Here is a 14,804-nt window from a genome sequence, read left to right as displayed (position 1 = left end):
GCCAAGAAGCGTGTGTAGTGGAAAGAGAGGATTTGTTGAAAGGAAGCGTTGTGGGATGAACCAACTCGGATTTATGAGCTACATCTATATGGGCTGGAGCGCGGAAGCCATGGCAGAAGATGCTCGGCATCAGGGCATGAAATATGTGCAAATTGATCCCAAACAAGCGATGCAAGTGATGGATGACCAACCCTTTTCACTCACTCGTGCTGAGAAAATCCGCTCGATTTTTGAGAGTAAGGGTATCACAGTCATCGGCTTATCCGGTTATACCAATTTAATGAATCCTAATCTTCAAAAAAGGGAAGTCAAGCTGGAGCAATTGGAAAAGATGATCGACCTATGTTCGATTTATGGAACTAGGTATATGGCGACAGAGACCGGAAGTCTTCATCCCACCAATGCTTGGCGCGATTACGAGGGCAACCGTACCCCTGAAGCATGGGAACAACTGCTGCAAATCGTTGATCGCTTGCGCAACCGGGCGGTGAAGCAGGGGGCTGTTCTGCTGGTCGAAGGCTTTGTAAACAATGTGCTTGCCACGACGGAACAAGCCAAGGATATGTTGGCGCGCCTAGGAACGGAAGGATTGGCGTTCATTATGGATCCCTTTAACTACTTGAAGCAGGAAGATTTGAGCAGACAACCTGAAGCGATGGCGAAAATGTTCGATCACATCGGCGATTATTGTCCCATCGCGCATGCCAAAGATGCTTTGTACGATGCGGAAGGATTTACGACTCCTCGGGTCGGGGCGGGTCAAGCAGATTGGAACGTGTATGCGGAACTCCTGGCTCGCCGGTTGCCGGATGTTCCCTTGATCCTGGAACATGCGAAGCCGGAAGAAGTGGCTGATTGCCTATCAATGATCCGCCAATCATTCGCGAATGTTGAGGCGAGCTGGGGAGTGAAGAACACCGGTGATGCATAAACCGAAGTTAGGCATTCAGGGGCCAGTCGTAGCGTGGCAGGACCCATGGGCGGGAGAGGCATCGGATCTCATCATGCGGACGGGAACAGGAAGCATCTGTCCCTCACAGGATCCGAAACCGGAACCAGGTGCTTTTGTAAACAGTCTGCGTGAATTGGGAACGGATTTCTATGTACATCATGTGCTGCCAGGCACCGATCATTGGGATGTGGTTGCAGATATTACCGCAGCAGGGATGGACATCTGCCTCGGCAATGAATACGGCAACATTAACGGACCTTGGGTGGAAGAGACCAATCGGTATGATATTCCTGACCAGGCAATTGTCGAAGCCTCCACCTCAGGTCGATGCATAGGACTACTGTACGATGAGCCGGAACATTTGCAAATAAACGCTGGACAGTACCGTAAGGATGGATGGTTTCCGCATTGGGGGAGTACGGAAGGTTTGAGTTTGGCACAGGCTCGGAGCAAGGTGGAACAGTCTGTAAGATCCAGAACGGATCACGTAAGGCATATTGTGGAACAAACGGGTTTGTCGAGTGTGTCTGTCCCGTTAATAGCGGAGCATGTGTTTCCAACCATGTTTCACACAATGGCCAGAGCTGGGATGGATCTTTGCCCGAAAATCATGAAGGAGTCGTTCCAATCGCTGCAGCTGTCTACAGCATTGGGCGCAACCAAGCAATATGGGCGGGCGTTGTGGATATGCGCGGATTTGTGGGGGCCTGATACAGGCAAATGGTTTACACGGTTTCCTGGATTTCCTGGACATTCTCCGCAGGAATTTGAGTCGGCTTTGAAGATGGGATACTTGATGGGGCCAACCCATTTATTCGTAGAAAATATCGACGTACTTCTTAGACATAAGCCAGAGGGCTTCAGGAAGACGGAATTCGGTGAGGTTTGGCTGCAATTCGTGCGGAAATTCATTCCCGAGAACCCGTTAACTTGGCATCACTCCCAAGCTGATCCTGATATAGCCGTTATTCATTCGGACGATAGCAATTATGGACAAAATGAGCGACTTTTTGGCAATCGCACACTTCAGACAGAGGACATCGCGCAAAGCCAAAGCGTATTCCACATTTGGCATCTGCTTAGTCGAGGAACAATTCCGCCTCATGGCAGCTGCCTGCATATTCCAGGGTACGACTTCCCGAGACATCAGTTGAAGCAGGACGTGCCGCTTAATCAATTCCCTCTCGAGGAGGGATATGGCAGAGGCGCAGATCGACGTGTGCATCCTTTATTTTATCCACTATCGAATGTTCTGGCATTTGATGAACACGTAACTGCAGATAAACTAGGTCAGCCTAAGTTAATTATTGTCGGTGGCACTACGATTTCGGCAAGTACATGTTCAATGATTGCGAAAAAGGCAGAAGACGGGGCTGTTGTCGTCATCGCTGACTGGCTTCTCCCTCCCGATTGCCCGGAACAACGAAGGAAAAGTGGGAAAACAGGCTTCGGAAGTTGGATCGTGACGAATGATTTTATGACAAATGAAGTGAAAGAGGCCGTAGAGCCTTTCCTAGGTGAGGAACGGTGCTGGACACAGCGATTTGGATCGACGCAAGTGTGCATGTATCCGCAAGATGAAGAAGGCTATACGTTAGACTATGAAATCGTGAGGGTATGACGAGAAGTAAGGTGGAGATGTGCTTGGAGCCAACAAAACGTTTGGATCAGTTCGCGGAAATTGCGTTTCGTGAACATCCCGGAAATAAAGATGAACTGCGGGACATTCCGCCTATAACCTATGACAAAAAATATTTCGCACCAGGCACAGATAAAGCTGTGCGCGTAGATGAGCTTACGTTCGATGCTCAGATGGAGCGATTTCATGAAGAATTGAAGCAACAGCGCGAGAAGTACAGGCCTTATATGAGAAATTTAGTGCCAGCCCCATCGATGACGCGAGATCGGCAAGTATGCAGTCAATTTCAATTCCGTTATCAGACAGCTAAAGATGTGAGTTTCACTCGCGTGCTGGATGGTGCAGGCGATTGGGAAGCTGTGACGATCCCTGATTTCCGTGGGCCTACAGGGGAAGATGGCAAATGGACGGGATTTTACCGCACAGAGTTTGGCTATCCTGGCATGCCAGCAGGAAAACGCGTATATCTCGTATTCAAGGGTGTTGATTATAAAACAACGGTATACCTCAATCACAAATGCATCGGCAGTCATGAGGGCTTCTTCGCACCATTCGAGTTTGATGTGACAGACTTTTTGCAGGAAAACAATACATTGCTCGTTGAGGTTCAGACGGACATTCCAATGATGGGTGTCGGGGGAACGAAGCTGGATGGCGATAAAATATACGCAGCGACAGGGCCAGGCTGGGATGATCCGTACAACGGTTGGAGTCACTGTCCGCCGGGAGCGGGCATTTACAACAAGGTGTATCTGGAGCAGCGGTCAGAGCTGTTCATCCAGGATGTTTTTGTAAGACCGGATATTGACAGCGGCTCTGTGGAAGTCTGGATTGATGCGGTGAACACCACGACGCACGTCATGGAGAATTTCGAGTTGGAACTGGAAATTATGCCTCAGAATTTCGAGGGTCAAGGAATAGAGCCAATCTCATTTACAGTGGCTTATGCTGGGCCAGGCATCAATTATTTCCGTTATAAAGTAGAATTTCCATCTTTTAAAATGTGGGAACCGGAATCCCCTTTGCTTTATGCCGTACGCATCGAAGTTAAGAACGGCAGCCACTGCGTAGATAGCCGGGATCGCACATTCGGTATGCGGAAATTCCATATGGATGAGCATCAGGTACCGAAAGGAACGCTCTTCCTGAACAATCATCCGGTCATACTAAGAGGCGCCAATGAAATGGGGCATCTGCAGCAGTGCATAATGAGCAACGATTATGAACAATTAATCGATGATATTTTGATTGCCAAGATGGCGAATTTGAATTTTTACCGCATTACACAACGCCCCGTGCAGGAAGAGATTTATGACTATTTCGATATGCTTGGCATGATGCATCAATGTGATTTGCCTACATTCGGATTTATACGCCGAAATCAATTCGTTGAAGGTGTGAAGCAAGCAGCAGAGATGGAAAGGCTGATTCGCAGCCACCCATCCTCCATTATGGTATCACTGATCAACGAGCCTTCTCGGACTGAGAAAAGGCGCAAAGGCCACCGTTATTTACACAGAAATGAGCTTGAAGCTTTTTTCGTAGCCTCCAGGCAAGCGATATTTGTTGAGAATCCGGATCGTGTTGTTAAGAATGTGGAGGGGGATTATAATCCGCCTACCCGTGAAGGACTGCCCGATTTTCATTGCTATAATTTGTGGTATACGAACAACGTCATTCCTGTAGGGAAAATGTACAAAGGGTTCCTTCCAACGATCAGAGAGGGTTGGAAAGCGGGCTGCGGAGAGTATGGGACCGAAGGGCTGGATCATGCGGAGCTCATGTTAAGCCGCTATCCCAAGGAATGGCTCCCAACACTAGAGCAAGATCGTTGGCTGCCGAATGAGATCCATGGCGCTCAGACCTACAATCTTCACGGAGATTGGTATGCGGAACAAACGACCATGCAAGGTTGGATTCAGGCTAGTCAGAAGCATCAAAGCTTGGCAACGAAGCTGATGACGGATGCCTGGCGCAGAAGGGCGGATCGGGTTGTTTCTACCGCCATTCATCTGCTGATAGACGCTTGGCCTGCGGGCTGGATGAAAGCTCTTGTCGGTGTCGATCGAAAACCGAAACCAGCTTATTTCACGTATAAAAAATGCTTGGAGCCTGTTCGCGTTAATTTGCGAAGCGACCGCTGGAAGGTTTATGAGAGAGAGTCATTGGAAATAGAAGCTTGGCTTTTGAACGATACAGCAGTTTGCTTTCGAGGCTTTTGCAAGGACGAGAATCCAGAAACCTCTGAAGGTCGCTTTTCTCGACGCAGCGTCAGAGCTGCTCGGTTCACTGCTGGATGTTGCTGGAGAGCGTTATACGGATGAGGTGCAGGAGGATTGCACACTTGTTATATCTTCCCCAGAAGCATTCAACAGCGAACGGACAGCTATCCTCTCCAAAGTTCGTAATGGCGCAACGGCAGTATGTATTCTGAAACACGCTGATAATGGGACATGGGAGCTTGAGGATACACAAATTCAAACGGTGAAATTAAGAGAAGTGTATACGCTTTCTATGCAAGATAATGGGCTTAACATGTCAGGCGTAAAGCCGGACGATTACTCTTATTTTTACAATCTGACGACAGACCGGCTGGATGGAATGACCAATAGCCATTTGCTAGGTGAGGGAATCGAACCTATTGTTTTTGCCTACCAGGCTCATTCGGAGACACCAGGAAAGCGGAAGCTTCCTGTCGTAGGATTGAAACGTGTGGGCAAAGGTCTCATGTTCTTCATCTGCCTGCCGTTAGCTGGCAGAGTCGGATTTAATCCAACATTGGATCGCTTGCTGGTTGCCTTGATGAGTGAGAAGGGAGTGAGCCCGGAGTGTTGCACGCCATTGTTAGCCGCAGTCAGAAGCGACGAGCTGAAATAGCAGTCACGCAAGAAGGCTTACAGCTCTTCCTTCGATCAGAAGGTGAGCATTTACCCTTTTTCACAGGGCAGCTGGATGAGATGTTTTGTTATTCCACGGGAAAACCGTGGCAGTTGGATACGCCGGGGCTTTCCAATGTGCAAGTGACGGAAGAAACCGATTTGCTTCGGATCAGTGGTTCATTAGAAGCATTGTTCGTTACGTTAAGTCTGACTTTGGACGAGAATGATCTCTTACGCATGCAAGTAAGTTGGGAGAATCGGAGCGACCACTTCATTAGTGAAGCAGCCGTGGGCATCATGTTCTCTCTTCCGAAGCGAAGCAACGAAAAAGTGACGATCCCGCACATGATTTACAATAACAATCCTTCTTCTGATCCGAATCGGATCGTTCCAAGGCTTGGTGTGGGACCTGGCAATGGATATATATGTGAAGAGCACCGGCTGCCAATTCCCTGCGTGAATGTGGAGTGGGAGGAAGAGGGGACACGATATTTCTCCTTGTTCGCCAAACCGGACTATGTGGAAACGAAGGACGGAGTTGTACATTATGGCTCGCTCGGAGCGATACAAGAGGAAAGTCGCAGCATTGCAGTCGCGCTAAGCGGCGTTCTGATGTTTAACGGTGAGAAAGACACTTATTTTGTAGCTAAAAACATAACGGCACCTTATCCCGAAGGATATATGAATTTCGCGCCAGGCAGCACGTTAACCAAAATGTATGCGCTGGATTGGGGTTTTGCAGACCGTTCAGGGCATGCATTCCGTGAAATTGTTCGCAAAAGCATCCCGCTTTTCAAGCCAGCGGGGAAATGCCCGCTATCTCTGGATGAGATGATCAGACTAAAGACGAACGCGATGGATGATCGCTATAGAAGCGGGGAGCGGGAAGCCGCAGGCTACGTGAAGTTTACCGATTCCAATCAGAACGGGAACGTCTCCAAGCATCCGCTGCATTATATGTACGGTTGGACGGGGCAGTGCCTGAAGCTGGCTTGGTGCGATGCCAAATTAGGCATTGAAAGCGGACAGCAAGAGCGAGTCCTGAGATGCATACGCGCGGTTGATTTTTATGTATCGCAGAGCCGTACCGATGTCCCTGGTGTAAGACACAGCATGTACCGTCTAGATGAGGGAGTTTGGGACGACTTTTACTGGAACAAGCAGCCTGTTGTCTCAAGCCGGGCTTACGGTGAAACGATCGCTGATTTGGCGGAAATTGTACGGTTATTTCGGGAAAGCGGCTTAGAAGTCCCGCAAGGCTGGGTCGAGGCTCTACGCGAGTCCGCAGAATTCTTACTGGGTGGCGCTCTTCCAGCAGGTATCTATCCTTCTGCTTGGCTAATGGAAGGCCTACCAGCAGATGACATGATAACGGCAGCGGGTCTCCCCTGCTTGATCGCTCTTGTGAAAACGTATGGGATCACCCAAGAGAAAAAATACTTGGAATTCGCTGAAACGATGATGCAGCGCTACTATGAACTGCACGTCGAGACGTTCGAACGGCCATTTGCCCGTTCCACCCTGGATGCTAAGTGCGAAGATAAAGAAGCAGGCATGTACTTTTTCCTTGCTGCATACGAACTGTTTCTTTTGACTAGGGATGAACGGTATCAGGAATGGGCTGAAATCTCTGCGGATTGGCTGTTAACTTTCGTGTATGTGTGGAATCCAGCGTACAATCTGGGATCAGCGTTCCGTAACACGGATTTTAGCGCGGTTGGTTGGCCAGGCGTCAGTGTGCAAAACCATCATTTGGATGTATTTTTTCCAACCTATGAGCTTTGGGAATTCGGCCGTTTAACAGGCAAGGAGTCGTATGAGCGGTGGGGACGAGTGTCGCTGGAAGCGATGGGACAGGGCATTTGTACGAAACCGGGCGAATGGGGATTTACGGTTATCGGTGAGCAAGGCGAAGGTTTTTTTCAAACCTACTGGAATCACCGAGGGCACAGCAATAAATGGAACCCATCGTGGGTCATTGCGCTAGTTTTAAATAACGCCTTGCGTTTCAGGGATACACGGGATTGACGGTGAAAGATAGGAGGGCATTTCGATGAGAGAGAAAGAAATTCCGGATTGGGAGAATCTAGAGGTGCTTGGGCGCAGCATGGAGCCTTCCAATACTGGTTACATGCCATATGCAGATGTGAGTTGGACGTCCGCATTATTCCAGCAGCTATTATCCCTTTCCCATTGATCCGCCGCATGTCCCAAGCGATAATCCAACTGGCTGCTACCGCAGAAGCTTTCATCTACCTGATACCTGGGAGGATCGGCAAGTGTTCCTCGTGTTTGAAGGTGTTGATTCCGCTTATCATGTCTGGGTGAACGGGAAACTGGCAGGGTATGGGCAGGGCAGCCATATGCACAGTGAATTTCGCATTACTGCTTTGCTGAATGAGGGAGAAAACACAATCGCTGTACAGGTGTATCAATGGAGCGACGGAAGCTATTTGGAGGATCAGGACAAATGGCGGCTAAGCGGCATTTTCAGAGACGTGTATTTGAAAGCAACGCCGGATGTGCATATCCAAGATGTTTCCGTACAGACCAGCTTCGGTGAAGATCAGCAGGATGCAGAGCTTAGCCTCCGAATGGCGGTTACATGCTTGTCAAATCGTACGGCACACAACCATATCGTAAATATTTCACTGCTYGACGATAAACGCCAAATGATTTACACCGGAAAGACCGATGCCTTCACGCTAACAGATAAAAAAGTGCTCAACCTGCATCTTCCCATCACAGCTCCACACAAATGGTCAGCGGAGGATCCCTACTTATACGCCTTAGTTTTGGAGTTGGAGAATGAGACAGGGATTTCGCTGTGGAGAGGGATAAAAATCATCCGTCCATCATCATCTGGTCCCTTGGGAATGAATCAGGTTATGGAGACAATCACGACGCGATGGCGGACTGGGTGCGTGCTGCTGATCCGACACGCCCGATTCATTACGAACGGGCCAAAGATGCTGGGGTTGTAGACATTGTGAGCTGCATGTATCCGTCATTGGACGCACTGATTGAGGAAGGAGAGAAAACGGAAGATCCGAGACCCTTCCTTATGTGTGAATTCGCACATGCCATGGGGAATGCTTCTGGCAACTTGAAGGAATATTGGGAAGCTATTTATCAATATCCTCGCTTGCTTGGCGGCATGATCTGGGAGTGGGCCGACCTTGCAGTTCGGCAGCACACAGAGGATGGCACAGAATGGTATGCGTATGGCGGCGATTATGGCGATCATCCGAACAGCGGGCACTTTTGTATTGACGGTCTGGTCTTTCCAGATCGAACGATCAAGTCTTCACTGATTGAGTTCAAAAAAGTGATTGAGCCGGTCAAGTTGCGTGTGATCAATACGCAATCTGGCATCGTAAGTATCGAGAATCGCTACGACTTCTTATCCCTTGATCATCTGAATGGCTCGTGGCAGCTGCTGCATGACGGAGACATTGTGGAGCAGGGTGAGCTGCCAAGAACCGATGTGCCACCTGGAGGAAAAGCTGATATTGCCGTACCTTTCAGTAGGGCATACGAGCAAATGAAAGGCGAGTGCTGGCTCCGCATTCGGTTTACTTTGCGGGAGGAGACACGGTGGTCACAGCAAGGACATGAAGTGGCATGGGCGGATTTGCCGCTAGCCACTGGAATGTATGCCGCACCGATGATTAACGTGAAGCCGATGCACAGCTTGCGCATGGTCGAGAAGAACACGAATGTGCAAGTAAACGGTAACGATTTTTGTATGGTTTGGGACAAAAACAGTGGAACCTTGACCACATTCGAATATAACGGCATTCCGCTTCTGCAGTCCGGCCCGAAAGTCAATGTTTGGCGAGCGCCCATTGATAATGACGCCCGTCAAGCGAAAGAGTGGAGAAAAACGGGTTACGATGCGCTGCAACAGCGTGTAAATGAATTTTCCGTGCACCCATTTGGCAAGCATGCGGTGCAAGTTACGGTGAAAGCAACGCTTGGCGCAGCAGGATTAGGGACATGTTTTGAAACCTGTATGGTGCATACGGTTTACGGATCAGGGGATGTCTTCCTGACAGTTCGTGTGAATCCGCGAGATAGGCTTCCTCCATTGCCACGTCTGGGTTTGCAGATGGTATTGCCCGGTGCCTTCGATCGAATGTCTTGGTTCGGACTTGGCCCGCACGAATGTTATATCGACCGTAAGGAGAGCGGTAAGCTTGGCGTTTATGCAGGAACGGTGCAGGAGCAATACGTTCCCTATATCAAACCGCAGGAGAATGGCAATAAAACGGAAGCACGGTGGGCGACTGTAACCAATACGCTAGGCACGGGCTTGTTTATTGGCGGATTGCCACGGTTCGATGTAAGCGCGAGTCATTATGCYGCAGCGAATGTAGCGAGTGCGAAACATACAACCGACTTAGTTCGGTTAAATGAAACAATCGTGAACTTGGATTATCAGCAAGCACCGATTGGCAATCATAGCTGCGGGGAAGCTCCTCCGCTAGATCGTTATTTGCTTCATCCGAAGGATACGACTTTCCAGTTAAGGCTGAAGCCATTTGCTGCAAGAGATGGATCGCCGATGCAACTGAGCAAACGGTGGCCGGAGCCATTTCCGCTAGAAGTTACAAACAGCGCAACAATGATCCCACTCACACCCCAGGGGGCGATTCGATGATTAGCCGGACATTTCCCAAAATTATGTATGGCGGCGACTACAACCCGGAACAATTCCCGAAGGACATCTGGGATGAGGATATGCGGTTGTTTCAGCTTGCTGGCATTGATATTGCAACAGTTAATGTGTTCTCGTGGGCACTCAACCAACCGGATGAGGAGACTTACGACTTTGGATGGTTAGACGAGGTTATGAACAAGCTGCACGAGAATGGCGTGTACGCCTGTTTGGGAACGGGGACGGCTGCTCACCCAGCGTGGATGGCGAGAAAGTACCCGGATATTTTAACCGTAACGACTGATGGGAAAAAAAGAAAGTTTGGCAGAAGACATAACTCCTGCCCGAATAGTCCTACGTTCCGGCATTATGCCGAAACATTGGTCCATAAGCTGGCGGAGCGATACAAGGGCCATCCGGCTTTGCTCTTATGGCATGTAAACAATGAAATAGGGATTCGCTGCTATTGCGATAACTGTGAGAACGCATTTCGGGTATGGCTGATGAATCGATATGGAACGCTGGAGCGGCTCAACGAAGCTTGGTACACGCGATTCTGGGGGCACACTTTCTATGATTGGGAAGATATCGTCCTTCCCAGTGCATTAAGCGAGGGACTTTCTGGAGGAAACTCCGATCAAACAGCGTTTCAAGGAATAACGCTTGATTATTACCGTTTTAATTCGGACAGCTGGCTAGCTTGTTATCTGATGGAATATAACGCGATTAAATCGTTCATCCCGGATGCGGTCGTCACGACCAATTTCCAGGGGAACGGGACTTATAAGCCGCTTGATTATTTCAAATGGGCGCCTTATCTGGACATCGTCGCTCTTGATATTTACCCGGAAAATCAAACTCCCGAAAGTTATATGGCCTTTCGTTACGATCTCATGCGGGGCTTGAAAGACGGCGCCCCCTTCATGCTGATGGAGCAGACGCCAAGCGTGCTCAACTGGAAAACGGTCAATAGTGCCAAAAGGCCCGGTGTTATGCGGCTGCGCAGCTATCAAGCCGTGGCACGCGGCGCCGATTCGGTGATGTTCTTCCAGCTGCGCCGTTCGCTGGGGGCTTATGAGAAATTTCACGGAGCTGTAATCGATCATGCAGGGCATGAGCATACGCGGGTGTTCAGGGAATGTACGGAGCTTGGCCAGGAGTTGAAGCAGCTGGGCAATCAATTGCTCGATGCACGTGTGAAGAGCAAGGTAGGCATCCTGTTCGACTGGGATAATTGGTGGGCTGTCGAGTTAGGAGGCGGGCCGTCCGCTCATTTGAAATATACCGATCACATCCAGAAATATTACGATGCTTTTTATGATAATCATATTCAAGTTGATTTCATTCATGTGGGGACAGATCTTACCCAATATGAACTGGTGATCGCCCCTGTTTTATATATGGTGAAACCTGGATATGCAGAAAAACTGGAGCGATATGTCAAGAACGGAGGAACGTTCGTAACGACGTTCTACAGCGGTGTTGCGAACGAAAATGATCTCGTCACAGCCGGCGGTTATCCTGGGGAATTGCGCGCGTTGTTGGGCATCTGGGTGGAAGAGCTTGACGCGCTGCATCCTGATCAAAAAAATAAGCTCGTGCTGCAGCTGGACTTGGGAGAGCTTCAAGGCACTTACGAGTGCGGCTTGTTGTGCGAGGTAGTTCATCTGGAGGGTGCGGAGATTGTTGCGAGTTTTGGCAGCGAGTACTATGCAGGTTCCCCCGCATTGACTCGTAACCGCTTCGGCCAAGGCGAAGCTTGGTATGCGGCAACGGATCCTAGCCGTACTTTTTTACAGCAATGGGTGAGATATTTATGCGCTAGCCAAGGGATCACATCGCTGCTTGCAGCACCGAAAGACGTGGAGATTGTTCAGCGTCACAAAGAGGAGCACCTCTTTACTTTTGTGCTAAATCATAGTGATCAGGTGCAGAAGATAAATGTGGGGACGCGCGAACAAATGGAGCTGCTCAGCGGCACGAGTGTTAGCAGAGAAGTTGAACTTCTCCCAAAAAGCGTCGCGATATTCCAACAGAGGAAGGAGGAAGAAACCAGTGGAAGCGCCCCAGCTTAAGCGATTGCGTCATCATTTTGAGAATCCGCCGAATGTCTACAGGTCTCTTCCTTTCTGGGCCTGGAATGACGACTTGGAGGAGGAAGAGCTGAACCGGCAAGTTAAACAAATGAAGGAGCAGGGAATGGGCGGCTTTTTCATTCATTCCAGAGATGGACTGGAAACTGTCTACATGGGTCATGAGTGGATGGAGCTGGTTCGCTCTACGGTGGAAACAGCCGAGGCGCTCGATATGCAGGCATGGCTGTATGACGAGGATCGCTGGCCCTCAGGTTTTGCAGGGGGACTTGTTCAAGCCAGAGGCGGCGACGCCTTTCGTGCCAAAGGTCTTACGCTAGAGGTGCTCTCTTTACCTGGCGAAGACGGTGTCATGGGTTCATTGGATATGGATGACACCGACACTGTAGCACTGTTCAGAGCTGTGATTAACGAAAGAGATATGATTCGCTGCGAGAGACTTCAAGCAGGTGCAAGCAGAGAATTAGCAAATGATGAAGTGCTGCTGCTCTTCCGGATTGAAATATCCGAACGGAGTGCCTGGTTCAATAATGAAGCGCCTCCGGATCAATTGAATCCGGAATCGGTTGAAGCGTTCATCGACATTACCTACGAGGCTTACAAACAGGTAGTAGGCGAACATTTTGGCAAAACGGTTCCGGGCGTTTTTACGGATGAGCCGAGCCTTCATGATCGCCATTGTAAATTTACGGAAGGGCGGGGGTGGATTCCCTGGAGCTGGTCTTTTCCTGCTTATTTTCAGGAGAAACGCGGATATGATCTGCTGGATCTAATTCCCTATTTATACTTCAATGGGGAACGTTCCTCAGAGGCGCGTCACGATTATTGGCGGACGATTTCCGAACGATTCAGTGAATCCTACGCGAAACAAATTGGCGAGTGGTGCGATAACAACGGGCTTGCTTTTACCGGGCATTTTCTCTGGGAAAATAATTTGGGCACAGCCACTCGCGTTTGCGGAGCCGTCATGCCCAATTACCGCTATCAGCACGTGCCAGGCATCGACATGTTGAATGAACAAACAAACGAATATATAACCGTGAAGCAGTGTACCAGCGTTGCCAACCAATACGGGAGAAAATTCGTTCTGACCGAAACCTATGGCTGTACGGGCTGGGGCTTCACATTCGAAGGGCAGAGATGGATCGGAGATTTCCAATATGTGCTTGGGGTGAATCTGAGGTCTCAACACTTGGCGCTATACTCGATCAAAGGTTGTCGGAAGCGGGATTACCCGCCAGTATTCAACTACAACACCAGCTGGTGGAAATACAATTTGGTAATGGAAAATTATTTTGCCAGATTGTCTGCGGTTTTGACAGAAGGCCATCCAGTCCGCGATGTGCTGGTTCTTCATCCAGCTTCCACCGCATGGAGTATGGTAGGCACAGGCCCATACGGCTTTCCTGCTCGAGGCAAGGATCGTGACGTATCCGATACGAACCGATATGGTCACGAATTTAACGCTTTTCTCGGCAAATTGCTTGGGGCGCATTACGATTTTGATCTCGGTGACGAAACAATCATGTCGGAAACCGGAGCTATTCACGGTAACAAGCTTGCTATTCATAAGGCGGAGTATCGAGTTGTCGTCATTCCGGAAATCCGGACGATGCTTAACAGTACTTTTCAGTTGCTATTGGAATTCCTCGAAGCTGGCGGCAAAGCTGTCGCTGTCGGACCTCGCGCGGAGATGATTGAAGGTAGAGCAACGAAGCGTCTAGCCGACCTCTATGATCATCCGAACATGGTGGTCGTTAAGGATGCAGCTGGGGCCACCCAAGCACTAGAACACATGCTGCCGCGCCAAGTGAGCATTAAGAGCGCAGAAAACGAGGAATCCGCTGACTGCCTGTATATGCTCAGAGATATGGGAGAACGTTATGCGCTGTTCATCGTCAATAACGATCGCGAGCGTGAACATCGCGTTAGGATCAGAGTTGCCATGGAAGGCCCGGGATACATGGAAGAGTGGAAGGCGCTGACAGGTGAAGTAAGCGCCGTTGAGACCAGCTATCGTCATGGTTACGTCATCTTTGATGCGGTTTTCGGTCCAGCGGATTCTAAGCTGTACATCTGGCACAAGAATGGCAGCCTAGTGGAAATTGCTGAATCAGAAGAAAGTCAAGTGAGTCTTGATGAAACCAACTCACAGGTGTTAGGTCTACAAGTACTAGGTCCGGTCTGCAAGTTCACCCGCTCTATGCCGAATGTGTTAACGCTGGATATGTGCTCATACCGCATAGAAAATGGTGATTGGTCACAAGAGATGGAAGTATGGCAGGCACAAAAAGCCATTCGAACCGGTTTGGGAATGAGACAAATTTACGGCAATGGCATTGAGCAAAGGTATAAATGGATTCACGAGCCCCATCCGGAAGATGGCAAGCCGGTTGCATTCCGGTTTACTTTTCAAGTGACGGAAGTGCCGCAACAAGCGGTGTATCTGGTTGTGGAGTCTGCGGATCAGTATGAGATCAGCCTTAATGGTGAACCCATCGCCAATAGGTCTGACGGGTGGTTTCTTGATCGGTCGTTTGATCAAGTGCTTTTGTCCGGCTTGAAAGCTGGAGAGAACGAG

10 protein-coding genes and 1 pseudogene are annotated in these 14,804 nt (G+C 49.5%); all 11 read left to right on the top strand.

The genetic code is table 11. The features are described from left to right. Positions 1 to 55 precede the first annotated feature (55 nt). Entirely contained in the window at positions 56 to 931 is an 876-nt protein-coding gene (locus tag AC1DUA_RS18290) for a sugar phosphate isomerase/epimerase family protein (RefSeq protein ID WP_477501127.1), read from the top strand. After that, on the top strand, positions 924 to 2,573 hold the full coding sequence (locus AC1DUA_RS18285; RefSeq protein ID WP_477501126.1) for a hypothetical protein: 1,650 nt from the start codon (positions 924 to 926) through the stop codon (positions 2,571 to 2,573). The genes AC1DUA_RS18290 and AC1DUA_RS18285 overlap by 8 nt, the downstream gene beginning before the upstream one ends. Before the next feature lie 23 nt (positions 2,574 to 2,596). Next, complete coding sequence (locus AC1DUA_RS18280) at positions 2,597 to 4,915, top strand: glycosyl hydrolase 2 galactose-binding domain-containing protein (RefSeq protein WP_477501125.1); 2,319 nt, start codon at positions 2,597 to 2,599, stop codon at positions 4,913 to 4,915. A gap of 1 nt (position 4,916) precedes the next feature. After that, entirely contained in the window at positions 4,917 to 5,468 is a 552-nt protein-coding gene (locus AC1DUA_RS18275; RefSeq protein WP_477501124.1) for a hypothetical protein, read from the top strand. Beyond that, a complete protein-coding gene (locus tag AC1DUA_RS18270) occupies positions 5,420 to 7,498 on the top strand; it encodes a hypothetical protein (protein ID WP_477501123.1) in 2,079 nt (692 codons plus the stop codon). Before AC1DUA_RS18275 ends, AC1DUA_RS18270 begins: the two co-directional genes overlap by 49 nt. 25 nt (positions 7,499 to 7,523) lie before the next feature. Continuing rightward, on the top strand, positions 7,524 to 7,667 hold the full coding sequence (locus tag AC1DUA_RS18265) for a hypothetical protein (RefSeq protein WP_477501122.1): 144 nt from the start codon (positions 7,524 to 7,526) through the stop codon (positions 7,665 to 7,667). After that, positions 7,663 to 8,454, top strand: a complete 792-nt coding sequence (locus tag AC1DUA_RS18260) for a sugar-binding domain-containing protein (RefSeq protein WP_477501129.1) — start codon at positions 7,663 to 7,665, stop codon at positions 8,452 to 8,454. The genes AC1DUA_RS18265 and AC1DUA_RS18260 overlap by 5 nt, the downstream gene beginning before the upstream one ends. Further along, a pseudogene (locus AC1DUA_RS18255) lies at positions 8,358 to 9,053 on the top strand (glycoside hydrolase family 2 TIM barrel-domain containing protein); the annotation flags it as partial. The gene AC1DUA_RS18260 and the pseudogene AC1DUA_RS18255, both read left to right, overlap by 97 nt. Positions 9,054 to 9,122: 69 nt before the next feature. After that, positions 9,123 to 10,133 (top strand): beta-galactosidase small subunit, encoded by a 1,011-nt coding sequence (locus tag AC1DUA_RS18250; RefSeq protein ID WP_477501128.1) that lies wholly within the window; start codon positions 9,123 to 9,125, stop codon positions 10,131 to 10,133. Then, a complete protein-coding gene (locus AC1DUA_RS18245; protein ID WP_477501121.1) occupies positions 10,130 to 12,205 on the top strand; it encodes a beta-galactosidase in 2,076 nt (691 codons plus the stop codon). Before AC1DUA_RS18250 ends, AC1DUA_RS18245 begins: the two co-directional genes overlap by 4 nt. Further along, positions 12,186 to 14,804 (top strand): glycosyl hydrolase (locus AC1DUA_RS18240; RefSeq protein ID WP_477501120.1); only part of this gene is annotated, 2,619 nt, incomplete at its 3' end. The genes AC1DUA_RS18245 and AC1DUA_RS18240, both read left to right, overlap by 20 nt.

The sequence above is a fragment of the Paenibacillus sp. 01T422 genome (assembly GCF_056398785.1).
The sequence above is the reverse complement of the archived record's forward strand: the minus strand, read 5'-3'. Positions and strand labels throughout refer to the sequence as shown.

Coding starts and splice junctions, on each gene's coding strand:
- AC1DUA_RS18290 (WP_477501127.1), top strand. CDS start 56: ATGAACCAACTCGGATTTATGAGCTACATCTATATGGGCTGGAGCGCG.
- AC1DUA_RS18285 (WP_477501126.1), top strand. CDS start 924: ATGCATAAACCGAAGTTAGGCATTCAGGGGCCAGTCGTAGCGTGGCAG.
- AC1DUA_RS18265 (WP_477501122.1), top strand. CDS start 7,524: ATGAGAGAGAAAGAAATTCCGGATTGGGAGAATCTAGAGGTGCTTGGG.
- AC1DUA_RS18245 (WP_477501121.1), top strand. CDS start 10,130: ATGATTAGCCGGACATTTCCCAAAATTATGTATGGCGGCGACTACAAC.